General features: G+C 67.0%; 25 protein-coding genes. 17 read left to right on the forward strand and 8 right to left on the reverse strand.

Annotated features, from left to right (window positions below; translation table 11 throughout):
• Nucleotides 1–23 precede the first annotated feature (23 nt).
• Nucleotides 24–1,355 carry a phage tail protein gene (locus ACTRWB_RS06000; RefSeq protein WP_446901258.1) on the reverse strand — a complete coding sequence of 444 codons (1,332 nt, stop codon included), beginning with the start codon at nucleotides 1,353–1,355 and terminating at the stop codon, nucleotides 24–26.
• Nucleotides 1,356–1,463: 108 nt separating this feature from the next.
• Nucleotides 1,464–2,471, reverse strand: a complete 1,008-nt coding sequence (gene hpnA / locus ACTRWB_RS06005) for a hopanoid-associated sugar epimerase (RefSeq protein ID WP_048246118.1) — start codon at nucleotides 2,469–2,471, stop codon at nucleotides 1,464–1,466.
• A 191-nt stretch (nucleotides 2,472–2,662) separates the two neighbouring features.
• On the opposite strand from hpnA, the gene ACTRWB_RS06010 reads away from it, so the two are divergent.
• The 3 genes from ACTRWB_RS06010 (at nucleotide 2,663) to ACTRWB_RS06020 (ending at nucleotide 5,405) form a co-directional block, all read left to right on the forward strand.
• Entirely contained in the window at nucleotides 2,663–2,959 is a 297-nt protein-coding gene (locus ACTRWB_RS06010) for an acylphosphatase (protein WP_034187849.1), read from the forward strand.
• A gap of 15 nt (nucleotides 2,960–2,974) precedes the next feature.
• Complete coding sequence (rarD, locus tag ACTRWB_RS06015; RefSeq protein ID WP_446901259.1) at nucleotides 2,975–3,874, forward strand: EamA family transporter RarD; 900 nt, start codon at nucleotides 2,975–2,977, stop codon at nucleotides 3,872–3,874.
• Between the two features lie 406 nt (nucleotides 3,875–4,280).
• On the forward strand, nucleotides 4,281–5,405 hold the full coding sequence (locus ACTRWB_RS06020) for an OpgC domain-containing protein (RefSeq protein ID WP_446901260.1): 1,125 nt from the start codon (nucleotides 4,281–4,283) through the stop codon (nucleotides 5,403–5,405).
• Between the two features lie 46 nt (nucleotides 5,406–5,451).
• Here the strand turns inward: ACTRWB_RS06020 and ACTRWB_RS06025 are convergent, their stop codons facing one another.
• Both ACTRWB_RS06025 and ACTRWB_RS06030 read right to left on the reverse strand, forming a co-directional pair.
• Entirely contained in the window at nucleotides 5,452–5,658 is a 207-nt protein-coding gene (locus ACTRWB_RS06025) for a hypothetical protein (protein ID WP_419688327.1), read from the reverse strand.
• Between the two features lie 117 nt (nucleotides 5,659–5,775).
• Nucleotides 5,776–7,296 carry a peptide MFS transporter gene (locus tag ACTRWB_RS06030; protein ID WP_446901261.1) on the reverse strand — a complete coding sequence of 507 codons (1,521 nt, stop codon included), beginning with the start codon at nucleotides 7,294–7,296 and terminating at the stop codon, nucleotides 5,776–5,778.
• Between the two features lie 789 nt (nucleotides 7,297–8,085).
• On the opposite strand from ACTRWB_RS06030, the gene ACTRWB_RS06035 reads away from it, so the two are divergent.
• From ACTRWB_RS06035 to ACTRWB_RS06065, 7 genes are all read left to right on the forward strand, one after another.
• Nucleotides 8,086–8,667 (forward strand): cupin domain-containing protein, encoded by a 582-nt coding sequence (locus ACTRWB_RS06035; protein WP_129516011.1) that lies wholly within the window; start codon nucleotides 8,086–8,088, stop codon nucleotides 8,665–8,667.
• A 179-nt stretch (nucleotides 8,668–8,846) separates the two neighbouring features.
• Nucleotides 8,847–10,460: a peptide ABC transporter substrate-binding protein gene (locus tag ACTRWB_RS06040; protein ID WP_446901262.1), complete on the forward strand. Its 1,614-nt coding sequence runs from the start codon at nucleotides 8,847–8,849 to the stop codon at nucleotides 10,458–10,460.
• Nucleotides 10,461–10,471: 11 nt separating this feature from the next.
• On the forward strand, nucleotides 10,472–11,410 hold the full coding sequence (locus ACTRWB_RS06045) for an ABC transporter permease subunit (RefSeq protein WP_129516009.1): 939 nt from the start codon (nucleotides 10,472–10,474) through the stop codon (nucleotides 11,408–11,410).
• Nucleotides 11,411–11,423: 13 nt separating this feature from the next.
• Nucleotides 11,424–12,326 (forward strand): ABC transporter permease, encoded by a 903-nt coding sequence (locus ACTRWB_RS06050; RefSeq protein ID WP_129516008.1) that lies wholly within the window; start codon nucleotides 11,424–11,426, stop codon nucleotides 12,324–12,326.
• A 1-nt stretch (nucleotide 12,327) separates the two neighbouring features.
• Entirely contained in the window at nucleotides 12,328–13,320 is a 993-nt protein-coding gene (locus tag ACTRWB_RS06055; RefSeq protein ID WP_343491235.1) for an ABC transporter ATP-binding protein, read from the forward strand.
• Nucleotides 13,317–14,336 (forward strand): ABC transporter ATP-binding protein, encoded by a 1,020-nt coding sequence (locus tag ACTRWB_RS06060; protein WP_164992065.1) that lies wholly within the window; start codon nucleotides 13,317–13,319, stop codon nucleotides 14,334–14,336. Before ACTRWB_RS06055 ends, ACTRWB_RS06060 begins: the two co-directional genes overlap by 4 nt.
• A 165-nt stretch (nucleotides 14,337–14,501) precedes the next feature.
• On the forward strand, nucleotides 14,502–15,959 hold the full coding sequence (locus ACTRWB_RS06065) for an OprD family porin (protein ID WP_129516005.1): 1,458 nt from the start codon (nucleotides 14,502–14,504) through the stop codon (nucleotides 15,957–15,959).
• A gap of 55 nt (nucleotides 15,960–16,014) precedes the next feature.
• On the opposite strand, the gene ACTRWB_RS06070 is transcribed toward ACTRWB_RS06065, so the two are convergent.
• Nucleotides 16,015–17,007 (reverse strand): DedA family protein/thiosulfate sulfurtransferase GlpE, encoded by a 993-nt coding sequence (locus ACTRWB_RS06070; protein WP_193099595.1) that lies wholly within the window; start codon nucleotides 17,005–17,007, stop codon nucleotides 16,015–16,017.
• Nucleotides 17,008–17,161: 154 nt separating this feature from the next.
• A complete protein-coding gene (locus tag ACTRWB_RS06075; RefSeq protein ID WP_129516003.1) occupies nucleotides 17,162–17,431 on the reverse strand; it encodes a hypothetical protein in 270 nt (89 codons plus the stop codon).
• 811 nt (nucleotides 17,432–18,242) lie between these two features.
• Here ACTRWB_RS06075 and ACTRWB_RS06080 point away from each other — a divergent pair.
• The 3 genes from ACTRWB_RS06080 to ACTRWB_RS06090 are packed head-to-tail and all read left to right on the forward strand — an operon-like array spanning nucleotide 18,243 to nucleotide 20,612.
• Nucleotides 18,243–18,743 carry a GNAT family N-acetyltransferase gene (locus ACTRWB_RS06080; RefSeq protein WP_446901263.1) on the forward strand — a complete coding sequence of 167 codons (501 nt, stop codon included), beginning with the start codon at nucleotides 18,243–18,245 and terminating at the stop codon, nucleotides 18,741–18,743.
• 19 nt (nucleotides 18,744–18,762) lie between these two features.
• Nucleotides 18,763–19,020, forward strand: coding sequence for a hypothetical protein (locus ACTRWB_RS06085; protein ID WP_446901264.1), 258 nt, complete (start codon nucleotides 18,763–18,765; stop codon nucleotides 19,018–19,020).
• On the forward strand, nucleotides 19,017–20,612 hold the full coding sequence (locus ACTRWB_RS06090) for a thioredoxin family protein (protein WP_446901265.1): 1,596 nt from the start codon (nucleotides 19,017–19,019) through the stop codon (nucleotides 20,610–20,612). The genes ACTRWB_RS06085 and ACTRWB_RS06090 overlap by 4 nt, the downstream gene beginning before the upstream one ends.
• Nucleotides 20,613–20,651: 39 nt before the next feature.
• Here the strand turns inward: ACTRWB_RS06090 and ACTRWB_RS06095 are convergent, their stop codons facing one another.
• Together ACTRWB_RS06095 and ACTRWB_RS06100 are read right to left on the reverse strand one after the other, a co-directional pair.
• Nucleotides 20,652–20,903, reverse strand: coding sequence for a DUF4148 domain-containing protein (locus tag ACTRWB_RS06095; protein WP_129516000.1), 252 nt, complete (start codon nucleotides 20,901–20,903; stop codon nucleotides 20,652–20,654).
• A gap of 396 nt (nucleotides 20,904–21,299) precedes the next feature.
• Nucleotides 21,300–22,703: a GntP family permease gene (locus ACTRWB_RS06100; RefSeq protein ID WP_193099599.1), complete on the reverse strand. Its 1,404-nt coding sequence runs from the start codon at nucleotides 22,701–22,703 to the stop codon at nucleotides 21,300–21,302.
• Nucleotides 22,704–23,019: 316 nt separating this feature from the next.
• Between ACTRWB_RS06100 and ACTRWB_RS06105 the strand changes: the two genes are divergently transcribed.
• The 4 genes from ACTRWB_RS06105 to ACTRWB_RS06120 all read left to right on the forward strand — a co-directional run bounded on the left by ACTRWB_RS06105 (nucleotide 23,020) and on the right by ACTRWB_RS06120 (nucleotide 25,823).
• Nucleotides 23,020–24,504 (forward strand): sigma-54 interaction domain-containing protein, encoded by a 1,485-nt coding sequence (locus tag ACTRWB_RS06105; protein WP_129515998.1) that lies wholly within the window; start codon nucleotides 23,020–23,022, stop codon nucleotides 24,502–24,504.
• Between the two features lie 54 nt (nucleotides 24,505–24,558).
• Nucleotides 24,559–25,086, forward strand: coding sequence for a BON domain-containing protein (locus ACTRWB_RS06110; protein WP_446901266.1), 528 nt, complete (start codon nucleotides 24,559–24,561; stop codon nucleotides 25,084–25,086).
• 61 nt (nucleotides 25,087–25,147) lie between these two features.
• A complete protein-coding gene (locus ACTRWB_RS06115; RefSeq protein ID WP_226800279.1) occupies nucleotides 25,148–25,420 on the forward strand; it encodes a hypothetical protein in 273 nt (90 codons plus the stop codon).
• A gap of 103 nt (nucleotides 25,421–25,523) precedes the next feature.
• Nucleotides 25,524–25,823, forward strand: coding sequence for an H-NS histone family protein (locus tag ACTRWB_RS06120; protein WP_446901267.1), 300 nt, complete (start codon nucleotides 25,524–25,526; stop codon nucleotides 25,821–25,823).
• Nucleotides 25,824–26,418: the final 595 nt, after the last annotated feature.

Here is a 26,418-nt window from a genome sequence, read left to right on the forward strand (position 1 = left end):
GCTGCTGACTCGCCGGTCGGCGCTTACCGCTGGGTCAGCATCATGTACATCTGCACCACGACGTCCGGCGAGAACGTGAACGGCACCCAGCCGTAGCCCGTGTGACGGGCAACCAGCAGGCGATCGCCGTTCGACTGCTTCTGCACGGCCATCATCGGGTTCTTCGTCGTCACGAAGCGCCAGCCGGCCGGGATGCCGGGCGGCGGTTCCGGCTGCATCGACGCGCGCGCATGCGCAAGTTCCTCGATCAACTGGCCCAGTTGCTCCGGATGCAGCGTGATCGATGCGCCGTTGATGGTCAGCGTCAGTTCGTTCTGCGTCGGGCGCGACACGTGCAGCGTCGACTTGTCCGCCGGGGCGGCGTCGGTTTCAACCACGGTGTCGGCTTGTGCCGTCGCGACGATCGCGGTTTCCGCATCGGCGGCCGCTTCCACCGCAGCCGGCGCGGACGCGTTCACGGCCGGCTCTGCCGCCGGCGTGTCCGCCGGTTCGACGCTGTCGGCCGCAACGGCCGTTGCGGCAGCCGCGTTCGTCGCGGCTTCCTTGACGACGGCCTCGACCAGCGCCTCGGCGTCGGCGATGGCCTTCGCGTGGTGCTGCGCGGCGGCTTCGGCTTGCGCGATCGCTTCGGTATGGCGTTGCGTGACGGCCTCGGCCTGCGCGGTGGCGTCGGCGTGGCGTTGCGCGGCAGCTTCGGCCTGCGCGATCGCTTCGGCGTGGCGCCGCGTGACGGCTTCGGCCTCGGCGGTCGCGTCGGCGTGACGCTGCGCGGCGGCCAGCGTTTCGGCGATCGCCTGCGTGTGTTGCTGCGCGAGCGCTTCGGCTTCCGCGATCGCGGAAGCGTGACGCTTCGCGGCGGCCTCGGCCTCGGCGCTTGCTACCGCATGGCGCTGCGCGGCCGCATCGGCTTCGGTCGCGGCGGCGTGATGACGCTGCGCGGCGGCCTCCGCTTCGGCGATCGCGGCCGCGTGACGTTGCGACGCGGCTTCCGCATCCGCGTGACGTTGCGCGAGCGCTTCGGTCAGTGCGGTGGCTTCCGCATGGCGCTGCACGGCGGCTTCGGCTTGCGCGGTGGCGTCCGTATGACGGTGGGCGGCGGCTTCGGCGGCGGCGGTCGCGTCGGCGTGGCGCTGCTGCGCGGCTTCGGCGTCGGCCGCTGCGGCCGTGTGGCGCTGCGCGGCGGCCTGCGCTTCGGCTTCCGCGGCGGCGTGACGTTCTGCGGCGGCCCGGGCTTCCGTCGCCGCGGCGCGCGCGAAGGCTTCCGCGCTGCGTGCCGCCTGCTGCGCGGCGTGGTGATCGTGGAGCAGCTGATCGACGCCCGTGTTGAGCGAATCGATCTGATCGTTCAGGTTCATGCGTGTCTTCTCTGCGTAAGACCCGCGATTTTACCCGCTGCGCCGGTGCGGGGCCGTGCGCGACGTGTAACAAAGTGCGCAATGCGGCGCGAAGCGCGCCGCTTTGTGTTACTTCAGGTAGCCCGCCGAGCCGAACCAGTCGAGTGCATCGCGCAGTCCTTCGCGGTACGGACGCGCACGGTAGCCGAGCTCGCGCTCGGCTTTCGCGGACGTGAAATACATCTTGTTCTTCGACATCCGCAGTCCGTCCACGGTGACAAACGGTTCCTTCTTCGTGAACTTCGCGACCGCTTCGGCGCCGACCGCGAGCGGGTAGAGCGGCCAGCGCGGCAGCGCGATCGTCGGTGCCTTGCGGCCCGTCATCTGCGCGATGTCGGCGAGCATCTGCTGCAGCGGCAGGTTTTCGCCGCCGAGGATGTAGCGCTCGCCGATCCGGCCGCGCTCGAGCGCGAGGAAGTGGCCGTGCGCGACGTCGTCGACGTGCACGAGGTTCAGCCCCGTGTCGACGAATGCGGGAATCTTGCCGAGCGCGGCTTCGACGATGATGCGGCCGGTCGGCGTCGGCTTCACGTCGCGCGGACCGATCGGCGTCGACGGATTGACGATCACGGCCGGCAGCCCTTCGTCGGCGATCATCCGCTCGACCGCGCGTTCCGCGAGCACCTTGCTGCGCTTGTAGACGCCGATCGCCTGCTCGGGCGTGAGCGGCCGGTTCTCGTCGGACGGATCGCCGGCGCTCGTCACCTTCAGCGTCGCGACGCTGCTCGTGTAGACGATCCGCTCGACGCCTTCCGCGCGTGCCGCGCGCATCGTCGCGACCGCACCCTCGAGGTTCGCGCGCTCGATCTCGTCGGGATCGGGCGCCCACAGCCGATAGTCGGCCGCCACGTGCAGCAGGTAGCGCACGCCGCGCAGCGCGGCGCGCATCGATGCCTCGTCGCGCATGTCGCCGGTGACGATCTCCGCGTCGAGATCCGCGACGTTCGTGCGCGGGCTGGTCGGACGCACGAGGACGCGCACCGCATAGCCTTTCTGCTGCGCAATGCGTGCGACGGCCGAGCCGACGAAACCGGACGCGCCGGTGACGAGAACGAGATCGCGGGAGGTATCAGTCATGCGTTTCCTTCAGGGCCGCGCGCGAGCGGCGCGGCGGTTGAGCGTCGGCGAGATTGTACGTGGTCGGCGCGCGCGGCGACGCAAGGCCAGGGCCGGCGCAAGCCCGTTATCGGCGTGAACCGGCCGGCGCGTGTATGAAGCGGCCGACGCGACTACAATGCCGGGCTTGAATGCAACGGGAGGGCGACGCGATGAGCCGCAATGAACTGGACGAACGGATCGAGACCTACTACGTGCGGGTGCGCGGCGTCGTGCAGGGCGTCGGCTTCCGTCATGCGACGGTGCGCGAAGCGCATGCGCTGAAGCTGCGCGGCTGGGTCGCGAATCTCGAGGACGGCAGCGTCGAGGCGATGATCCAGGGGCCCGGCGCGCAGATCGACCGGATGCTCGCGTGGCTGCGTCACGGGCCGCCGGCCGCGCGCGTGACCGAGGTGACGTTCGAGGAACGCCGCACCGAACGGCGCTTCGAGCGCTTCCAGCAGCAGTAAGGCGGTCCGAACGATATGACGGGGTATCCGGAAGCCGGGCGCGGCCTCATGCTGTCGGTGATGGCATCGACGTTGTTCGCGCTGATGTCGGCTTACGCGAAACTGCTCGCGCCGCTCACGGGGCTCGACATCTTCGCGTGGCGCGTATTGTGGACCGCGCCGGGCGCGCTCGCGCTGATCGCGCTGCGCGGCCGCTGGCCGGCGCTCGTCGAACTCGTCCGGCGCAGCGTGCGCGACTGGCGCTTGCTGATCGCGCTGCCCGTGAGCGCGGCGCTGCTCGGCGTGCAGCTGTGGCTGTTCCTGTGGGCGCCGCTGCACGGGCGCATGCTCGAAGTGTCGCTCGGCTATTTCCTGCTGCCGCTGACGATGGTGCTCGTCGGCCGCTTCTACTATCACGAGCGGCTCGATCCGCTGCAATGGGCGGCGGTCGCGTTCGCCGCGCTCGGCGTCGCGCACGAAGTGTGGGCGACGCGCGCGTTCGCATGGCCGACGCTCGTCGTCGCGCTCGGTTATCCGCCGTACTTCGTGCTGCGCCGGCGGATCAACGCCGATTCGCTCGCCGCGTTCGCGGTCGAGATCGCGCTGCTGTGTCCGATCGCATTCGCGATGGTCACGACGAGCACGACGCGCGTCGCCAGCCATCCGCTGCTGTGGGGCGTGCTGCTGCCGGGGCTCGGCGTACTCAGTACGCTCGCGCTCGCGAGCTACCTGAAGGCGAGCCGGATGCTGCCGATGGCGCTGTTCGGGATTCTCGGCTACGTCGAGCCCGTGCTGCTCGTCGCGGTGTCGCTGCTGCTGCTCGGCGAGACGCTGAGCGTCGCGAAGCTCGCGACGTACGGGCCGATCTGGGTCGCCGTCGCGCTGACCGCGTGGCACAGCGCGATGCTGATGCGGCGTCTGCCCACGCGCGGATAAGCGCCGATCGCGATGCCGCGGCCGCACGGAGCGTGCCGCGCATCGCGTCTCGCTCGACGGTCGAGCAGCCGTCGAGCAACGACCGAACAGCAGTCGAACGCATCGATGCTGACCGCAAACTGGCGTCGCGCTGACGTCGAACTGGCGGCGCTGCCCGCTCCCCTCCGTTGTAATCGAACAGAAGATTCGGTTGCACTTTGTTACTTAGGGTCTCTCCGGATCGGCCATTAGACTGACCTGACCGACTTCCCTTCGTATGCAGCTTTCCGATGAACGGTCATCCCCGTGCCTGGCTGGCCGGGTCGGCGCGATGCGAGCATACGCGTATCGCCGCTGACCGCGCTCGCCTGCTTCTTCCCGATCCCTTCCCCGGTGCCTGTTGCACCATCGTTGCGCAGGTGCGCTCATGTCGTTGAGCCTGCCGTCTTCCGCCACGCTTCCGCCATCGCGCGGCGGCCGCCTGATCGAAGTCGATTTCTTCCGCGGGCTCGTGCTGCTGATGATCGTCGTCGATCACATCGGCGCGAGCGTGCTGTCGCGCGTGACGCTGCACGCGTTCGCGCTGTGCGACGCGGCCGAGGTGTTCGTGTTTCTCGGCGGCTTCGCGACCGCGAGCGCGTACGGCGCGATCGCCGAACGGCACGGCGCGCGTGCCGCGCAGCGCCGGTTCGTGCGCCGCGCGATGCAGATCTACCGCGCGTTTCTCGCGACGTCGACGCTGATGCTCGTCGTGTCGGCGGTGCTCGACCACTACGGGATCGATTCGCCGAACCTCGCGCTCGACGACGTCAGCGTGATGCTCGCGTCGCCGCTCACGGGCCTCGCCGAGCTGCTGACGTTCCAGCGCCAGCCGTATCTCGCATCGGTGCTGCCGATGTACGTGCTGTTCGCGCTCGCGTCGCCGGTGCTCGTGCCGTTCGCGCGCCGTCATCCGTGGCTGCTCGTCGCGCTCAGCGCCGCGTCGTGGATGACGGCGGGCTGGCTCGGCCCCGAGCTGCTGGACACCGACGGATTCCGCTGGAGTTTCAACCCGTTCGCCTGGCAACTGATGTTCGTGGCCGGCGTGCTCGCGCGCTGCCAGCCGTTCTACCGGCGCATCGCGCTCGGGCGGTGGGGCGCCGAGGCGACCGGCGTCGCGTGCGCGGTCGTGCTCGGTTGCGCGAGCTACAAGCTGTTCTCGGGGCTGCCGCTGCCCGAAGGCATCTTCAAGCGCGATCTCGCGCTGCCGCGCGTCGTGAGCTTCGCGGGCATCGCATGGCTGATGGCCGATTGCGTGCGCTTCGGCTGGATCGCGCGGATCGCGCAGGCCGTGCGCCCCGTCGTCGCCGTCGGCCAGCGCGGGCTGATCTGCTTCGTCGCGGGCGCGGCGATCTCGCTCGTCATCGATTCGCTGCTGCATCCGGTCGCGCACGGTGCCGATCTGCGGCATGTCGGCGTGGGCCTGGTGGCCGACGCGTGCGCGCTCGGGCTGATGATGGCCGTGGCCGGTTCGGGAACGTGGATCGCGCGGTGGCGCGGCGCGGCCGCGTGAGCGGCGCGGGAGACGGCGCGTGCGGCACGGAACGTGTCGCGCGGCGTCAGTGAGGTGAGCCGATACGGGAGCGGGGCGTGGAGGTGGCGTCGTCGGATTCGGTGTCGTCGCGTTCGTCCTGAGCCGGATCGTCGCGTTCCGCGAGTACCGCGTCGGCCTCGGCTGCGGCCCGGGCGGCGCGCAGCGCGGTGCAGCGCTGCGCGTGCCGGATGTCCGACAGTATCCTCAGGATCCTCGTGGTCTTGCTTTTCATGATCTTCTCCCGCCAGTGCGCATCGCGACGGAGCGGATGCGTTTCCACCAGTGTAGGACGCGTTCGCGTGCCCGGCGGGAGAATGTGGCGTGCATGCCGCACGCCGAGGGATAGTACTTACTGGGCTGACGCGATGGCCTGCGCTTGCAGTGCTTCCTCGCGGCGCTCTTCCGCACAACGTTGGTGCTGGCGCGACAGGCGGTTCATCAGCGGCAGCAGCAGCAGCGCGAGCAGCATGCCGATCGCGGCGAGCCAGCCGAGCTTCTCGAACAGCGACAGGTAGAGCGGCAGCGATTCGGTGGCCGGCAGTTCGTGCGACGGCATCTGCGCGAAGTTCGCGACGACGCTGCCGAGATACTGCGACACACCCGTCGCGACGAAATACGCACCCATCATGAAGCCGCTCATGCGCGCCGGCACGTAGCGGGCGATCATCGCGAGGCCGAGGCCGCTCACCAGCAGTTCGCCGAGCGAGTAGAGGCCGTAGCCCCACACCATGAACCACGACGACACACGGCCGTCGACCGCGTAGCGGCCGCTGATCGTGAACACCAGGTAGCCCGCGGCGACCGCGCCGAAGCCGAGCGCATACTTCGCGGCGACCGGCAGGTCACGCCCACCCTTCGCGACTGCGTTGTAGACCCACACGAGCACCGGGCTCAGCAGCATGATCCAGATCGGGTTCAGCGCCTGGAACTGCGCGGCACTCCACGTGAACAGCGTCGTGCCGAACAGGATGAAGCGCGGATCGACGTTGCGCAGCGCGAACAGCGTCAGCGACGTCGACATCTGCACGTAGAAGATGAAGAACAGGATGACCTGGCCGATCAGCACGAGCGCCGCGATCAGGCCTGCACGTTCCGAGCGCTCCGACTTCGCGATCATGTACGCGAAGATCGCGAGGATCGCGAACGCTGCCGTCCACACGCTGGCCACCGCGAGCTGCTTGTGCTGCAGCACGTACAGCGTGATCAGCGCGAGCGCGACGCCGCCCAGCGCGACCGCGCCGAGGCGCTTCCAGCGGATCGGCTGGTCGTCCGGCACCGAGCCGACGTGCGCGAGCGTGCGGTGCATCAGCATGAAGTTGAGGATCGCGAGCAGCATGCCGCCGCAGCAGACCGCGAACGCGGCGTGCCAGCCCCAGTGATCCTTGATCCACGGCGTCGCGAGCATCGACACGGTCGAGCCGATGTTGACCGCCATGTAGTAGATCGTGAACGCGCTGTCGATGCGCGCGTCGTCGCCTTCATAGATGCGGCGCACGAGGTTCGCCGCGTTGGCCTTGAACAGGCCGTTGCCGACGACGATCACGCCGAGCGACGCGTACATGTAGGTCAGGTGTTCGTTCGGTACCGCGAGCATCAGGTAGCCGGCGGACAGCACGGACGCGCCGATGATCATCGTGCGGCGGGCGCCGAGCACCTTGTCGCCGATCCAGCCGCCGATCGACGGCGCCGCATAGACGAGTGCGGTGAACGCACCCCAGGTCAGGTTCGCATGGCTGTCGGTGAAACCGAGCCGGTCGACCATGAAGAGGACCAGAAGCGCGGCCATACCGTAGTAGCCGAAACGCTCCCACATTTCGATGAGGAAGACCGTCGTGAACGATCGGGTTTGTGAAACAGGTGAATGCATCATCAATCTCGTTTGAAACGGACGGCACGGATCACGCGTCGTCTTGGGGTCGAACTGGCGCCGGTGCGCAATGTGCCGGGTAGGTCATGCGCTGGCGATGGAACAGTCGGGCTCAGGGCCCGTTCCTGCTAATAACGGGCTTGCGAACGCTCCTTTCCGGCTGCAGTGCAAGGAGGGCGGAGCGCCGTTTGGCCATGCCAAACAAGCGACGTCCGACGCCGCAATGCGGCCGGAAAGGAGCGTTCCCCAAACTTAAAAATAAAATCATCCCACGGGCTGGTCACCAGAAGGGCCGATCGCCGCGTCATGCTCCTCACGAATACGTCGAGTATTCGCTTCGTCGCATTCCTTGCGCTCGGCCCTTCTGGTGACCAGCGCAAGCCCGTTATTAGCAGGAACGGGCCCTAGCCCGGGCCGGGGTCTGACGCCGCATGGTAGGGCGGCGAGTGGCCCCGACCGGCGCGCGAATGGTAACGTTCGCCGGTCCGGTGCGTCAGGTATGCGCCACTCAGGGAAACTCCCGATGTGGCAGCAGCTTTCAGGAACATTCGTCTCATCATCTATTTGTAAGCTTTCGTGCCGGCCCTCCGAAGATTCCCGGAGAGCCGCTTGCAGCTTGCCTGTGAAGCCGGCGAGTCTGGCAAGATAGCGCGTCGTTTCTCTCGCTTCGCGCCCCGTTTAGTGCACCGGGCTCAACTCCGAAGGCGTGCGCGAACCCGAAGACTAAGCTATATCGATCTAACTTAGTTATTTTCCATCAAACATTTTTTGACGATCACTTTTCGGCCTGCTATGGTTCCCCCCACTGAAAACTCGCGGTCCGCAGACGCTGCCGCCGCACTGGGCAGCAAGATTCGCGCGTTGCGCCAACGACTCAAGCGCACGCTCGACGACACCGCTACCGCCGCGGGGATTTCGAAGCCGTTTCTGTCTCAAGTCGAGCGCGGGCTCGCGTCGCCGTCATTGACGTCGCTGGCCGGTATCGCGCACGCGCTCGGTGTGACGGTGCAGTACTTCGTGGATACGCCGAGCGAGGAACGCTCGGTCTGCCGAGGCGAGCAACTGCGCTTCTTCGGGTTTGCCGATTCGGCGAACCTGTTCGCGCGGCTGACGAACGTATCCGAAGGGCGACAGCTCGAGGCGATCCTCGTGAGGTTGCCGCCGGGGCAGAAACGGTCGGAGGTGACGACCCATGCAGGAGAGGAGTTCCTGTATGTGATTGAAGGGGAAGTGTCGCTGACGCTGGAAGGCAAGACGTTCGTCCTGCAGGCCGGCGACAGTTCGCACTATCAGTCGACGGTCCCGCACAGCTGGGCCAACACCGCGAAGGTCGAGTCGGTGGTGGTCTGGGTCGGTACACCGCGGCTGTTCTAACGCACGGGTATTCCTTCGTTTCCAAGACGGGATGCCTGTCGAAAGAAACGTAAGGAATACTAAAATGCTATACGAGAATCACGGGCCTCCTCAATCGCTGCCCCCGTCAGCGTCTCACGCGTAAGCCGCGGCATTCGCCGCGCGACGCTCACCGAACAAACCTTCTCAAGACTGCCACGATGAAATCCTTGCATGCCATGTCGGCCGTGCTGGCCGCGCTCGCCCTGACGACGCCCGCCGCCCACGCCGTTACCGTTCCGTCGAACGTCGCGCTCGCCGCGCAACAGGACCTGACGCGACAGGTGCCCGCCGAAGTCGAGTCGCTCGACCCGGCGCACATCGAATCGTGGACCGGCAACACGATCGGCCTCGACCTGTTCGAAGGGCTCGCCCGCATCGATGCGGCCGGCCAGGTCGTGCCGGGCGTCGCGCTGTCGTGGGAACGCAAGACGCCGCAGACGTGGATCTTCAAGCTTCGCCACGACGCGAAGTGGAGCAACGGCCAGCCGGTGACGGCCGCCGATTTCGTCTATGCATGGCAGCGCCTCGTCGATCCGAAGACGGGCTCGAAGTACACGATCCTCGTCGAGTTCGTGAAGAACTCGAAGGACATCATCGCGGGCAAGGCCGCGCCGTCGACGCTCGGCGTGCGCGCCGTCGATCCGTACACGCTCGAGGTGACGACCGACGTGCCGGTCGCGTTCTTCCCGGAACTGACCGCGATGGTGCCGCTCGCGCCGGTGAACAAGGACACGGTGACGAAGCTCGGCGACGCGTGGACGCGCCCGGGCAATATCGTCAGCAACGGCCCGTTCCAGCTGGCCGACTGGCAGCCGAACAACCGCATCGTGATCACCAAGGACGCGAAGTACTGGAACGCGCCGAAGGTCGTGATCAACAAGGTCACGTATCTGCCGATCGAGAGCGACGAGACCGCGATGCGCATGTACCAGGCCGGCCAGATCGACTACAGCTACTCGATCCCGTCGGGCATCTTCCAGCAGGTCAGCAAGCAGTTCGGCGGCGAACTGCGCCAGGGCCTGCAGCTCGCGACGTACTACTACTACCTGAACAACAGCGATCCGGCGCTGAAGGACAAGCGCGTGCGCCAGGCGCTGTCGATGGTGCTCGATCGCGACGTGCTGACGCAAAAGCTCACGCAGGCCGGCGAGAAGCCGATGTACGGCCTGATGCCGAACGGCACGAAGGGCGTGCAGCCGTTCACGCCGGACTGGGCGTCGTGGCCGATGGCCAAGCGCGTCTCGGCCGCGAAGGACCTGCTGAAGCAGGCCGGCTATTCGGATGCGAAGCCGCTGGCGTTCACGCTGACCTACAACACCAACGACCTGCACAAGAAGGTCGCGCTGTTCGCCGCGTCGGAATGGCGCACGAAGCTCGGCGTCAACACCAAGCTCGAGAACGTCGAGTTCAAGGTGCTGATGAAGGAGCGGCATGACGGCAAGGTGCAGATCGCGCGCGACGGCTGGTTCGCCGACTACAACGACGCGATGACGTTCTTCGACCTGCTCCGTTGCGGCAGCGCGCAGAACACCGTCGGCTACTGCAACAAGCAGGCCGACGCGCTCGTCGACGAAGGCAACCAGAAGCTCGACGACAAGGCGCGTGCCACGCTGCTCACGCAGGCGCACGACCTCGCACTGAACGACACGCCGATGGTGCCGCTGTTCCAGTACTCGGCCGACCGTCTCGTGAAGCCCTATGTGGGCGGCTACTCGCTGAAGAACGTGATCGACATGCGTGCTTCGCAGGACATGTACCTGATCAAGCACTGAGCGGAGCGATCATGCTGGCCTACGCACTGAGGCGCACGTTGTGGGCGGTGCCGACGATCCTCGCGGTCGTCACCGTCTGCTACCTGCTGCTGCACTTCACACCCGGCGGTCCGTTCGATACGGAGAAGCAGCTTTCCGCGGCGACGCTCGCGAACCTGAACGCGAAGTACCACCTCGACCAGCCGCTGTGGAAGCAGTACCTGATGTATCTCGACGCGCTGCTGCACGGCGACCTCGGTCCGTCGTTTCGCTACGTCGACTGGTCCGTGAACGATCTCGTGCGCAAGGCGTTGCCGGTGAGTCTCGGCGTAGGCGGCGTGTCGATCCCGATCTCGATCGGGCTCGGCGTGCTGCTCGGCACGGTCGCGGCGGTCCGCCGCGACAGCTTCATCGACCGCATCGTGATGCTGATCGGCAACATCGGCAACGTCGTGCCGCCGTTCGTGCTCGGCCCGGTGCTGGTGTGGATCTTCGCGATCCTGCTGAAGACCTCGGCCGGCAACGGCTGGCTGCCGGCAGGCGGCTGGGGCGACGGCGGCTGGCAGTACCGGCTGCTGCCGATCGTGCTGCTGACCTTCATCAACATGTCGCTGCTCGCGCGCGTGATGCGCGGCTCGATGATCGAGACGCTGTCGAGCAACTACATCCGCACCGCGCGCGCGAAGGGCCTGCCGGGCTCGACGATCGTGCTGCGCCACGCGCTGAAGCCCGCGCTGATGCCGGTCGTGTCGCTGTTCGGCACGGTCTGCATCTCGTCGATCACGGCGGCCGTCGTCACCGAATCGGTGTTTGCGCTGCCGGGCCTCGGGCAGCTCGTCGTGAACGGCGCGATCAACCGCGACTACACGCTCGTGCTCGGCCTCGTCGTGCTGACCACCGTCTGCGCCGTGCTGTTCAACCTGCTGGTCGACCTCGCGTACGCGTGGCTCGATCCGCGCATCCGTTATTGAGCGAGGCACCGCGATGACCCCGACTACTCCCGTCGTCGGCCTGCCCGTGCAGACCGACTCGCCGCCGCGTTCGCGCTCGCCGCTCGCGCTTGCGATGGCGCGCTTCCTTCACAACCGCGCGGCCGTGTTCAGCCTCGTGCTGCTCGCGCTGATCACGCTCGCGTGCTTCGTCGGCCCGTGGCTGCTCGCGGCCGATCCCGCCGCGAGCGACTGGGGTTCGATCAGCCTGCCGCCGACCTGGGCGAACCAGCACTGGTTCGGCACCGACGAGCTCGGCCGCGACCTGCTGGTGCGCACGCTGATCGGCGGCCGCGTATCGATCGAGGTCGGCCTGCTCGGCACGCTCGTGTCGGGCCTGTTCGGCGTCGCGTGGGGCGCGACCGCGGGCTTCGCGGGCGGCCGCGTCGACTCCGTGATGATGCGCGTCGTCGACATGATGTACGCGATCCCGTACCTGCTGATCGCGATCCTGATGATGACCCTGTTCGGCCGCTCGTTCATGCTGGTCGTGCTGACCATCAGCGCGTTCTCGTGGATCGACATGGCGCGCGTCGTGCGCGGCCAGACGCTGTCGCTGCGCAGCCGCGAATTCGTCGATGCGGCGCGCGCGATCGGCGTGACGCCCACGTCGATCGTGCTGCGCCACATCGTGCCGAACCTGCTCGGCGTGGTCGTCGTGTACGCGACGGTCTCGGTGCCGGGCATCGTGCTGACCGAATCGGTGCTGTCGTTCCTCGGCCTCGGCGTGCAGGAGCCGATGACGAGCTGGGGCGTGCTGATCCAGGACGGCGCGCAGAAACTGGAATCGATGCCGTGGCTGCTGCTGGCCCCGGCCGTCATGCTGTGCGTGACGCTCTACTGCGTGAACTTCGTTGGCGACGGCCTGCGTGACGCGCTCGACCCGAAGGATCGCTGAGATGGGTGCACTACTAGAAGTCGACAACCTCGGCGTGCGCTTCACGCGCAAGGACGCGCCGCCGATCGACGCCGTGAGCGGCGTGTCGTTCTCGCTCGAAGCCGGCAAGACGCTCGGCATCGTCGGCGAATCGGGCTCCGGCAAGAGCCAGACCGTGATGGCGCTGCTCGGCCTGCTGGCCGGCAACGGCACGACGACCGGCACCGCACACTACCGCGGCGACAACCTGCTCGAGATGGATACGCGCGCGCTGAACCGGGTGCGCGGCGACCGCATCGCGATGATCTTCCAGGATCCGATGACGTCGCTCAATCCGTTCCTGACGATCGAGCGGCAGATGACCGAGACGCTGCAGCTGCATCGCAAGCTGTCGCGCAAGGAAGCGATCAAGCGTGCAATCGAGGCGCTCGAATCGGTGCGCATTCCCGACGCGGCGCGGCGCATCCGCATGTATCCGCACGAGTTTTCCGGCGGCATGCGCCAGCGCGTGATGATCGCGATGGCGCTGCTGTCCGAACCGGAAATCCTGATCGCCGACGAGCCGACCACCGCGCTCGACGTGACCGTGCAGGCGCAGATCATCGACCTGCTGCGCGAGCTGAATCGCGAGCGCGGCACCGCGATCGTGCTGATCACGCACGACATGGGCGTGGTCGCCGGCCTCGCGGACGACGTGATGGTCATGTATGCGGGCCGCACCGTCGAATACGCGCCGGCCGAATCGATCTTCGCGACGCCGTCGCATCCGTACACGATCGGCCTGCTCAACGCGCTGCCGCGCCTGACCGACGCGCACGATGCGCCGCTCGTCGCGATTCCCGGCAACCCGCCGATGCCCGGCACCGCGCCGGCCGGCTGCGCGTTCGCGAAGCGCTGCACGTATGCGGAAGAACGCTGTGGCGCCGCGCGCCCGGCGCTCGAAACCTATGGCGCCGTGGGCGCGGTGCGCGCATGCCACCGCCCCGTCGCCGATCTGGCGGGAGGTCTGCGATGAGCGTCAATGAACGCCGCAATGCCGGCGCGACGGACGACACGCTGCTGTCCGTCGAGGATCTGAAGGTGCATTTCCGCGTGCCGCTCGGCGGTTATCCGTGGTCGCCGAAGGGCACGTTGCGCGCGGTCGACGGTGTGTCGTTCGACGTGAAGCGCGGCGAAACGGTCGGGCTCGTCGGCGAATCGGGCTGCGGGAAGTCGACGCTCGCGCGCGCGCTGATCGGCCTCGTGCCGATGACGGCCGGCACCGTGAAATGGCGTGGCGAAGCCGTCACGCCCGATCACCTGCGCGGCAACGCGATGCGGCGCGAAGTGCAGATGATCTTCCAGGATCCGCTTGCGTCGCTCGATCCGCGCATGACGATCGAGCAGGTCGTCGCCGAGCCGCTCGTCACGCACCAGGCCGGCCTCGGCCGCACCGAAGTGCGCCGCCGCGTGGTCGCGATGCTCGAACGCGTCGGCCTGAACGCGCATCACCTGCTGCGCTACCCGCACGAATTTTCCGGCGGGCAGTGCCAGCGCGTCGGCATCGCACGCGCGCTGATCGGCGAGCCGAAGCTCGTGATCTGCGACGAGCCCGTGTCGGCGCTCGACGTGTCGATCCAGGCGCAGATCGTGAACCTGCTGCGCGATCTTCAACGCGAACTGTCGTTGTCCTATCTGTTCGTTGCACACGATCTCGCCGTGGTGAAGGCGATCAGCCAGCGTGTGCTCGTGATGTATCTCGGCCGCGTGATGGAGTTCGGCACGCGGCATGACGTGTACGGCGTGCCGCAGCACCCGTACACGAAGGCGCTGCTCGATGCGGCGCCGACGCCGGAGCCGGCGCGCGAGCGTGCTCGCCGTCCGATGCTGCTGGCGGGCGAGATGCCCTCGCCGCTCAACCCGCCGTCCGGCTGCGCGTTCCGCACGCGCTGCCCGGTCGCGATCGATGCGTGCGCGCAGGACGTGCCGCTGCCGGAAGTGCGGCAGGGGTCGGCGGCGCGTGTCGCGTGCATTCGTGCGGGTGCGGCGTGATTTGAAGTAGCTCGGCAAACAAAACCAAGGCTGGTCAACAGGGGCAGGGGCGGCGCGAATGATCTTCGCGCCGCGGGTACAGGCGCGTCCTTAACCGGGCGCGCCGGGGGGCCGGGAGCGGATCGCGACCGGCGTGGACGATATCAACACAAGACGAGAAATACGATGAAAAAACAGAAGACGATCGGGACGGCATCGAAGATGCTGCTTGCATGGGGACTGCCGGCGCTGGCCGGTGTCTCGCTGACGGGCGTGGCGCACGCCGACGACGCGGCCCCCGCGCCGCTGCAGGTCGCGCAGGCCGCACCGGCCAACGGCACGGGCGCACCGACGCAGAACGCCATTGTCAACGCCGAAGCGACCCAGGCCGTCACGCCGCCCGATGAGCCGTCGGCCCAGTCGAAGTCGAAGGGCTTCATTGCCGACAGCCATCTCGACTTCCTGTTCCGCAACTATTCGGACGTGCTCGACAGCAAGGGCGGCCCGCATCGCCACGCATGGGTGCAGGGCGCGATGGCGAACTTCGAGTCGGGCTATACGACGGGCCTGATCGGAATCGGTTTCGACGCATCGCTGTATGCAGCGCTGAAGCTCGACGGCGGCCAGGGCGCCGGCAGCATGGTGCACATCGCCAAGGGCGGCGGCGGCAGCAACCAGCTCGCGTGGGCCTACCCGGGCATCTACGACATCAAGGCGCGCATCTCGAACACGGTGATCAAGTACGGTCTGCAGGCCGTCGACAACCCGTTCATGGAGCAGCACGACAACCGTGCGCTGCCGCCGACGTTCCTCGGCACGACGATCGTCAGCAATGAATTCAAGAACGTGATGCTCGAGGCCGGCAGCTTCACGAAGACCAACGCGCGCGGTCACACGACGCTGACCAACCTGACGACGCAATACGGCGGCACGCGCATCAATCGCCTGTCGTATGTCGGCGGCACGTGGGACTACTCGCCGAACGGCGAAGTCGCGCTGTACGCGAACCAGGCCGACGACGTGTGGCACCAGTACTACGCGTCGGTGAAGCACAGCATCGGCAGCCCGCAGACGATCAAGTGGACGGGCTTCGGCAACGTCTACTCGACGCACGACACGGGCGATGCGCTGCAGGGCAAGATCGACAACAACGCATACAGCCTGTCGGTGGCCGCGCAGCACGGCCCGCACGAGCTGCTGCTCGGCTTCCAGCAGGTGCTCGGCGACCAGTTCTTCGACTACCTGAACGAAACGAACGGGATCTTCCTGACCAACTCGATGGACGTCGACTACAACGCGCCGCACGAAAAGTCGCTGCAGCTGCGTTACACGTTCTACGGCAAGGAAGCGGGCCTGCCGGGCTTCAAGGCGATGGTCTGGGGCGTGACGGGCTGGGGTGCGGACGGCAGCGCGGGCGCGGCGAACGACCCGACCAAGTCGAGCATCTACTGGAGCAACGGCGCGCCGGTGCAGGGCCGTCACCACGAGTTCGGCTTCATCCCGTCGTACACGTTCCAGAGCGGCAAGCTGAAGGACACGAAGGTCACGTTCATCGCGATGTGGCACAACGGTTCGGCGCACTACTCCGACGCGACGAACCGCGAGTACCGTCTGGTCGTGAACCTGCCGCTGCACGCGTTCTGATCGAAGGGGGACGCATCGTCCCCCGCATTGCGCGGCCGGCCTGTAATCGGTGCGATCAGGCCGGTCGGTGCAACCCCGCGACCGGATCGTTCGCGGCGGGCATCTCTTCCACGAGCGACGTCAGCTGGCGGCCCGTATCGCGCCAGGCATCGAGGCCGCCGCGCAGCGCGAGCGCATCGGTGAAGCCTGCGTCGAGCAGGCGTTTCGCCATCAGCGCGGCCGTCACTTCGTTCGGGCATGAGCAGTACACGACGAACTTCTGCGAGAACGGATAGCGCGCGACGATGTCGGCGATCTGCCGCTCGTCCGCGAACTGCGCACCGGGAATCGTGAACGGGTCGAGCTTGCGGTGCTCGGGCGAGCGCACGTCGAGCACCACCGGCGCGGCGGCGTCGCGCAGCAGATCGTCGAGTTCGTCGACGCCGATCCGCGCGTGGGCGAGCTGGCGGATCAGCGCGCGGCGGCGCATCCAGCGGATCGCCGCATACACGGCCAGCAGCGCGACGATCACCACCAGCACCGCGCGGCCGAGGCGGCTCGCGCCGGCGAACAGCCAGTCGATCTGCCGGTAGAACACGATTCCGGCCACCAGCCCGACGATCGTCCACAGCGCGGCGCCGAGCGCGTCGTAACCGGCGAACGTGCGATAGCGCGTGCCGAGCGCGCCGGCCATCGGCACCGATACGAGCGACAGCCCGGGAATGAAACGGGCGACCGCGAGCACCCGCACGCCGTAGCGGCCGAAGAAGCGTTCGGTCTTTCTCACGCAGGTATCGCGCGACAGCGACAGCCGGCAGATCGTCTTCAGCGTCGCACCGCCGTAACGCCGTCCGGCGACGTACCAGACGGTGTCGCCGATCAGTGCGCCGAACACCGACAGCGCCACCACCGTCAAGAGCTGCGAGCCGATCATTTCCGGGTGCATCCCGGCCATCGCGCCGAACAGCACGAGCGTCGGCATCGCGGGCACCGGCAGGCCGATGGCCGCCGCGAGCACGTTGGCGAAGACGAGAAGCGGCCCGTACTGGGCGACGAGGTCACGGAGCATGACGGCTGGCCGAAAAGGGAGTGCGTGGGCAGGAAACGCAGATGGGCCGATTATCGGCCATTTTCAAGACAGCGGCGGGAATGACGCAAAGCGCCTGGCGGCGGCAGGGAGATGTCGGTGAGCCGGCGCGCTGCGCACGGCTCACCGTTTGAATTCAGGAGGTGGTGCGGGCCAGCGATGCGGCGCCGTGGTTTTCGCCGGGCAGCTCGGCGCCGTGCGAACGGATCGCCGCGATGAGTTCGGCCGGCGTGATCTCGTAGCGGATCTCGCGGTGGATGCCGGGCTTGCGTTCGTCGATCTCGATCAGCAGCACGCTCTTGCCGTCGCCGGTGGATTCGAGCCGGAGCGAGCGCAATTCGCGGCCGTCGGCCGGGTCGTGTTCGGTGAGCAGGGTCATTGCCCCGGATGAGCCGGTAGTGCGCATCGAACCTATCCTCGTATCGTGGATGCCGTAGCGGCAAAGATGTCTTTGTTGAACACAGCTTGACGCAGTTTAACGCGAACGGGCGGCAATACGGAGCATTTTCGTGGGGTGAAATGAGGGTTACACCACCGATCCTTCTGATGTTTGACCCGTGCTGGGCGGGCGTTTCAGTCGGATCGGGCGCGGCCGCGGCCGGCGCCCGGACGGCGTTCGCGGTCGGCGGCGATACGCGCTGCAACGTGCGTCGCAGCGGCGGCGTCAGAGGCGGCCGGCACGCGTTGTCGAGTCGAGCCTCTAGTGCCATCCGGGTGGTCGCCGGCGATCGCCGTCCGGGCCGAGTACCAACAGGTCATATTTACCGCCATTGGCGGCGTGCGCGGCTTGTCACAGACGTGCAACACGGCGGCGGCGCGGCCCGTGTTCGTTCAGCATGACCGTGCCGGTGCCTGCATCGGTGCGCGCGCTTGCGATGCATGGGCCAGGACATCGATACGCATCGGTCCGTCGCAAGCCGGATTGGGTGGACGACATGACATCGCAAGTCGTGCGCGTGACGTTGTGTGCGCAACGATTTTGGGGAGCGTGATGCGTGGCGGCAGAGGGTAAGGAATTTCCGATCGCCGCGTGTGGAATCGGTCAGGTTTTTCCGGGTCGCGGCGGGCGCGAGATTGCGTGTCGTTGCGGATACAACGGCATCCCGCGACAACGCGACACCCATGTTTCAAATGCGTGAAATCGGCTAAGCTCGAAACGTTGCTGCGCGTGTGCGCAGTCCGCGCGATCGGCGCGACTTTTCGGAACCGGCCCACCCATGACCGACATCAAGATCCGGCACAGCGAGACGCACGACGTCGACGCGATCCGGCAGATCGCCGCGCATCCCGCGGTGTACATGAACACGCTGCAGTATCCGTTTCCGTCGCTCGAGAAATGGCGGAAGCGGCTCGACAACGCGCACGAGCGCGGCGCGAGCCTCGTCGCCGAAATCGACGGCACGGTGGTCGGCCATCTTGGCCTGGAATCGGAGCCGAATCCGCGCCGGCGCCATGCGGCGGGGCTCGGCATGATGGTCGATGCGGCGCATCACGGGCGCGGCGTCGGCGGCCGGCTGCTCGCGGCCGCGATCGATCTCGCGGAAAACTGGCTGAACGTCACGCGTCTCGAGTTGACCGTGTTCACCGACAACCGCGCGGCGATCGCGCTCTATGAAAAGCACGGTTTCCGGATCGAAGGCGAATCGCCGGGCTACGCGCTGCGCGATGGCGTGCATGCGTCCGTGTATCACATGGCGCGGATCAAGGGGCGGCAATGAAGGGCCTGCCGACGCGCATGTGACGGCACGCGCGGCCGTGGTGTCGCGCGTCATATTCATTCGAGAATTCGTTCGTTTCCCGCTGGCTGCGTCAATCGTATCGTTGAATGATTTGCCGGTCGCTTCGGCCGGCATTCGTTTGTCCGTATCGATGCGTGCGGCGTACCGCACGTCGGCGCGTTTCATCGTCATCGCCTCCTGGCCATTGCTTGATGGCCACCGTTTCGCGCGCCGCACCTTCCCGCAACCGTCTCTTTCAACGGAACCGCTTCGATGAAAACCGCTCTCCGGAATCTGACTGCCGCCTGCCTGTTCGCCGCCGCGGGTGCGGCGTTTGCCGCTGCCGCGCCTTCGAGTACCGCGGTATCGAGCGCATCGCCCGACGGTGCGCATCTGCCGCCCGGCATCGCATGGCAGCACGGTGACGTCGATGCCGCGTTCGCGCTCGCGAAGCGCACCGGCAAGCCGCTGCTGCTCTACTGGGGCGCGGTATGGTGCCCGTCGTGCAACCAGGTGAAGTCGACCATCTTCAGCCAGCAGGCCTTCAAGACCCGCTCGTCGTTCTTCGTGCCCGTGTATCTCGACGGCGATACCGAAAGCGCGCAGAAGCTCGGCGAGCGTTTCAAGGTGCACGGCTATCCGACGATGATCCTGTTCCGCCCAGACGGCACCGAAGTGACGCGGCTGCCGGGCGAAGCCGATCTCGATCGCTACATGCAGGCGCTGTCGCTCGGGATGACGGCCGCGCATCCGGTGCGGCAGACGCTCGCGAACGCGCTGAAGAACGGCGCGTCGCTGACGCCGGACGAATGGCGTCTGCTGGCTGACTACTCGTGGGACACCGACGGCGCGCTGCCGGTGCCGGCCGATCGTGTCGCCGAGACGCTGCAGTCGCTCTCGCAACGCGCGCGGGTGGCCGGCGCGAAGGCCGATTCGGCGCGGTTCGCGCTGAAGTCGGCGGTCGTCGCCGCGTCGGACGATCCGGCGCAGGCCGGTACGCTCGACAAGGCAGCGCTCGCCGATTCGCTGCGCACGGTGCTGCACGATCCCGTGTTGTCGCGGGCCGATTCGGATGTGCTGGTCGCGGCACCCGCACGCGTGGTCGCGTACCTCGGCGGCGACGACGCGCAGCGCGCGAAGTTGCGCGGCGCCTACGACACGGCGCTCGCGCGTCTGTCGACCGATACCACGCTGTCGTCGATCGACCGGCTGATGGCGCTGCACGGCCGCGTGCTGCTCGCGCGCGGCGACGCGGGCAAGGGTGCGCCGCTTGCTGCGCCGGCGCTGGCCGACACGGCGCGCAAGCAGATCGCCGCGTCGGTGCAGGGCGCCGCGAATGCGTACGAGCGGCAGGCGCTCGTCAGCGAAGGCGCGGACACGCTGACCGATGCGGGGCTGTACGACGAGTCGGATGTGTTGCTGAAGGCCGAATTGCCGCGTTCGTCCACACCGTATTACTTCATGTCCGGGCTGGCCGCGAATGCGAAGGCGCGCGGCGACAAGGCCGCGGCACTCGACTGGTATCGCAAGGCATACGAGTCGGCGAGCGGGCCGGCGACGAAGCTGCGCTGGGGGGCGACCTATTTTGCGAATGCAGTGCAACTGGCGCCGGACGATTCGGCGCGCATCGAAGGGATTGCCGCGAGTGTGCTCGCCCAGGCCGACAAGACCCGCGATGCGTTCTACGGCGCGAACCTGCGCGCGTTGACCAAGGTCGTCACGCAGTTGAACCACTGGCGCAGCAGCGGCGCGCACGATGCGTCGGTCAGGTCGTTCGTGAAGCAGTTCGACGGCGTATGCGGGAAGCTGCCCGCGGGCGATCCGCAGGCAGCGGCCTGCGCGAAGCTGATCCAGCCCGTGAAGGCGTAACGACGTACGTAGGCATCGTCGAGCGGGCCGGACGACGGATTACTGGCCCGACTCCGACGACGCGCCGCGATCGCTGCCGTAGCCGGCGTCGTGCTGACGGGCAATCTTCGCTTCGGCGGAAACGATGCTGGCCGGATAGAACCAGTCGCTCGACTGGAAGCCGGCCTGCTTGAGCGCCTTCACTTCGGCGTGGACCTGCGCGCGCGTCAGCGGCTGGTTCGACTGCGCTTGCGCGGCGAGCGGGGCCGATACGGCCAGGGCAATGGCAACGGCGTGAATCAGGCGTTTCATGATCGGGACCTCCAGGATTCCGGTGAATCGCGGCGCTTCGTTCGTTGAAGCGCCGGGTGACGTTGGAACCAGTGTAGGCCGGGGCGGGCGCGCGAAAAATGCGATCGCGCCCAACGCAGTGTTTTGTTGCGGGCAACAATGCGTGGGCGGTGGCGGGCGGTGGCGGGCGGTGCCGGATGGCGGCGCGGTGGCCCGGGCGTCAGGCAAGGGCGCGGCGGCGTGGATTCGGCCGGAGCCGGCGAGCGGGGAATTGAAATCGGACCGGATGCGAAATCCGGAATCCGTTCCGGTTCGCATGCGGTCCGATCGTGAAACGCAGGTCGGGCTTGAAGCGGCCTGCCGCGGCGAGGCGGCAGGCGGCGAGGCGGCGTACCGAACGCCGCCTCATGCAGCGGCTTACACGAGCCCCGTCGTGTAGTACACGGCGATCACGAAGAACACCGCGAGCGTCTTGATGACGGTGACCGCGAAGATGTCGCGATACGACTCGCGGTGCGTGAGGCCCGTGACCGCGAGCAGCGTGATGACCGCGCCGTTGTGCGGCAGCGTGTCCATGCCGCCGCTCGCCATCGCGACGACCCGGTGCAGCACGTCCATCGGAATGTTGGCTGCCTGCGCACCCTTGATGAACAGGTCCGACATCGCGGCGAGCGCGATGCTCATGCCGCCCGACGCCGAGCCCGTGATGCCGGCGAGCGAGCTGACCGACACGGCCGCGTTGACGAGCGGGTTCGGGATGCTCTTCAGTGCGTCGCCGACGACGAGGAAGCCCGGCAGCGCGGCGATCACGCCGCCGAAGCCGTATTCCGACGCGGTGTTCATCGCGGCGAGCAGCGCGCCGGCGACGGCGGCTTTCGAGCCGGCCGCGAAGCGGTCGCTGACGCGTCGGAACGCGGTCAGGACGACCAGCACGATACCGAGCAGCAGCGCGGCTTCGACCGACCAGATCGCGACGACCGTCTTGATCGACGTCGTCACCGGCGTGTGCACGCCCGGCAGCACGTCCGGCGCGACCGTATACGACGCGGTGCCGTACCACTGCGGGATCAGCTTCGTGAACAGGAAGTTCGACACGCCGACGAGGATCAGCGGCAGGATCGCGAGCGCCGGGTGCGGCAGCGACGTCGCCTCGACGCGTTCCGGCTCGTTGACGAGCGCCGTGCCGTAGCCTTCGCCCTTCGCCATTGCCGAACGGCGGCGCCATTCGAGATACGTGAGGCCGACGACGATGATGAACAGCGAGCCGATCGTGCCGAGCGCGGGCGCGGCCCACGCGGTCGTCTTGAAGAACGTGGTCGGGATGATGTTCTGGATCTGCGGCGTGCCGGGCAGCGAATCCATCGTGAACGAGAACGCGCCGAGCGCGATCGCGCCGGGCATCAGCCGTTTCGGGATGTTGCTCTGGCGATAGAGTTCGGCCGCGAACGGATAGACCGCGAACACCACGACGAACAGCGAGACGCCGCCATAGGTGAGCAGCGCACACACCGCGACGATCACCGCATTCGCGCGCGAGCGGCCGATGTAGCGGATCGCCGCGTGGACGATCGACTCCGAGAACCCGGACAGTTCGATGACCTTGCCGAACACCGCGCCGAGCATGAAGACCGGGAAATACAGTTTGACGAAGCCGACCATCTTGTCCATGAAGATGCCGGAGAAGACCGGTGCGACGGCGGCGGGTTCGGTGAGGAGCACCGCGCCGAGTGCGGCGATGGGCGCGAACAGGATCACGCTGTAGCCGCGATACGCGGCGTACATCAGGAACGCCAGCGCGGCGAGGACGATCACGAAGGACAAGGGAGTCTCCTAATGGCTTTGGTTGTTGTTCGATCGCGCGACGCGCCGCGGACCGGCTCAGGTTCGTGCATGTTTCGTGCCATCGGCCGGATTGCGCCGCCGGACATGGGGCCACCGGAGGCTGGCGGGCCCGCGCCGGCCTATGTCTGACGATTCTACATAAAACGTCTCGATCCGGAGACGAGATGGCCGTCCGGCCAGCCCGCGGAATCGCACAGGGCTTTCCCGGGCAACGCATTGCGACGTGTCTCCAGAGTGAGATAATTCGTCTCGATCCGGAGACATCCGGTGCAGCGTACACGGAGACGACGACACGATGATGAATGACTGGGTCCGCCTGCCCGTCAACTACGGCGACGTGCTGCGGCGTGCCGCCGAGTCGCTGTTCCGGACCTTCGAGGATTCGAGCGCGGGCACGGTGGTCGTCGATCGCGACGCGCGTGTCGTGTGGATGAACGAGCGATACGCGGCGCGCTTCGGTTTCGCCGATCCGCAGCAGGCCGTCGGGCTCGACTGCGAGGCCGTGATCCCGAACAGCCTGATGCGCGAGGTCGTGTCGACCGGGCAGCCGATCCTGCTCGACATCATGGAGACAGGCCGCGAACCGCTCGTCGTCACGCGCCTGCCGCTGAAGAACGAGGCCGGCGAGACGGTCGGCGCGATCGGCTTCGCGCTGTTCGACCAGTTGAAGACGCTCACGCCGATCTTTTCCCGCTACGCACAGCTTCAGCAGCAACTGATCGCGACGCAGCGTTCGCTCGCGCAGGCACGCCGTGCGAAATACACGTTCGCGAGCTTCGTCGGCACGAGCGCCGCGAGCCTCGAAACCAAGCGTCAGGCGCGGCGGGCCGCGCAGGTCGATTCGCCGGTGCTGCTGCTCGGCGAGACGGGTACCGGCAAGGAACTGCTCGCGCATGCGATCCACGCGGCGTCGGCGCGGGCGCTCCAGCCGCTCGTGACCGTCAACGTCGCCGCGATTCCCGACACGCTGCTCGAAACCGAATTCTTCGGCGCGGCGCCCGGCGCGTACACGGGCGCCGACCGCAAGGGGCGCATCGGCAAGTTCGAGCTGGCCGATCGCGGCACGCTGTTTCTCGACGAGATCGGCGACATGCCGTTGCCGTTGCAGGGCAAGCTGCTGCGCGTGCTGCAGGACAAGGAGTTCGAGCCGGTCGGCTCGAACCGGATCGTGCGCGCGGACGTCCGGATCATCGCCGCGACATCGGCCGACCTGCCGGCGCTCGTGGAGGCCGGGCGTTTTCGCGCGGATCTCTATTACCGGCTGAACGTGCTGACGATCCACGCGCCGCCGTTGCGCGACCGGGCGTCCGACATCGCGGCGCTCGTCTACGCGACGCTCGAGGAACTGGCCGCCCAGCACGGGCGCGCCGCGCACTGCGAGCTGACCGACGATGCGCTGCGGATGCTGTGCGCATATCCGTGGCCCGGCAACGTGCGCGAGTTGCGCAACACGCTCGAACGCGCGCTGATGCTGTCGGACCGTTCGGTGATCGATGCGCGTGCGCTTGCACCGTTCCTCGGGCCCGTGCGCGTATCGACGGACGCGTTGCCGGCGCAGCGGGTTGCCACCTCGCCGGCCGAGCGGCGCGCGGGGGATGTAGCTGGTGCGGCCGGTGCGCCGGCCGCTTCGTATGCCGATGCATTGGCGGCGTGGGAGCGCCAGTTCCTGACCGATGCGCTGGCGGCTTGTGACGGGAAGGTCGTGGAAGCGGCCGCGCGCATCGGGATCGGCCGCGCGACGCTGTACAAGAAGCTGGCGGCGCTGGGAATCGACCGGTAGGCCGATCGGCGATGCGGATGCGGCCGGACGTAAAGCCTCGAACAGGAGATCACGATGAAGCGGATCGGCATCGCAGGATGGCTGACCATGTTGCTGGCGACCTCCGCGCTCGCGCAGTCGGGCGACGCCGACGCGCCCGAGGCGCGGCGCAACTGGTACAACGATCCGTTCGTCGCGCTGTCGCAGGACCTGGCCGAATGCCCGTTGCCGCTCGGCCCGTGGATGACCCGGGCCGAGATGACGGACGACGCGCATTACCGCGCCGAACGCGGCACCACCTGCTGGCTCGCCCACCGCTGCACGAAGCCGAACTCGTATATGTATGACGCGCCGATCGCCGACGCCGCGAAGGCGCACTTCGCCGGCTCCGATCACTTGCGCGGCACGAGCCTGTGGATCACCGTGCAGCGGCGCTTTATTTATGTCGAAGGATGCGCGGATCCGGCGTTCGATCGCCAGGCGCTGCAGCGCGAACTCGAGGCGCTTCCGGACGTCGAGCAGGTGTTCGTTCGCATCACCGACGATCCGCGCCGGAGCCTGCCGTACAAGGCGCGCGGGCAACCGGAGCGTACGCCGAACTGACGGCTGGCGGGCCGCGCATGGCATACTCGCGACATTCAAAAAAAGGTTGACGGGAACAACAATGAAACACATGCTTGCGTCGGTCTGTCGGCGGCCTCGGGCGGCCGTAGTGTTGGCTCTGGTTGCGGGGCTCGGCGGGTGCGGCGGCTCGGCGCCGTTGTTCACTTCGGACGGGCGTCCGACTACGCAGGTGCAATGCACCGGCAGCGACTGGAGCAATTGCACGGACAATGCCCGCGCCATCTGCAACGGGGATTTCGAAGTGCTTCAGCAATCGAGTGATGACGCCACGCGAAAGCTTCTCTTCGCATGCAAGAAGAAAAGCGGTTATTGATCCTGAAATGACCGGTTGAGGAGACCTCGATCGGGCGAAGTGCTTTTCTGTTTGCTTAGAGTCACCTATTTTTTACGAATAACACTCACGGAGTCCCATCCATATGGCGACCTACAGGCAACTGAGCGCGCAGCTCGAACGGCTTCAGCAAAAGATCGACAAGGAACGCGAAAAAGCGATTTCCGATGCGATTGCCGATATCCGCGCGAAAATCGAGGAATACGACATTACGCCGGAAGAGCTCGGTTTTCGTCCGGCAGGTAGCGCCGCTACTGCCGCGAAGCCGAAGCGTACGCTGCCGCCGAAATACCTGAACCCCAAGACGGGTGAAACCTGGAGTGGCCGCGGGCGGTCGCCGACATGGCTCGGCAAGAACCGCGCGCGTTTCCTGATCAAGGACTGACTCCCGAAAATTCTCACCTTTCGTGCGCCGACCGACGGTGCGAACGGCCATGCGGCCGTCGCACCGTTTTGTTTTTGCGCAGTCGCCGCGCGATTCCCGCTGACGAATTGACGTGAAATGCCACGCGATTAACGGATCGCGTTTTGCGAATTCGCCGCGATTCGACTGCCTATAGCGGCGAATTCCGGTAAACAACCGTGCAATTGCGCAGCGCATGCGCATTGGTATTCGCGATTTCCGCGGTGCACGCGTGCCACGGATTCTCATCACCTTTCGCGCGTTTGCGCGCTGCGTCGTGCAATTCCCGAAAATACTCACCATGGCTCCTGTAAATCCTCACCTTTGAGGAAGCGGTCGCAGCGTTGTGCCGCGTTGCTTGCGTTGTACGCGCCGTGCGAACGTGCGCGGCCGGCGTGCGGTGATGCCCTGCCGCACTGGTGTTGCAGGTCCATGGTGCGAGCGTTGACGCGCGTCGGATAGTCGGCCGTATGGCATATAGGCAGCCGCATGCGCTTCGCCTATGCTTGGGGTTCGCGTCGATCGGCGCGGGGCCTGTCCGGCCGCAAGCCGATCGGGTCGTCTTTCGTTACCGCAG

It is taken from the genome of Burkholderia sp. YIM B11467 (assembly GCF_052952715.1).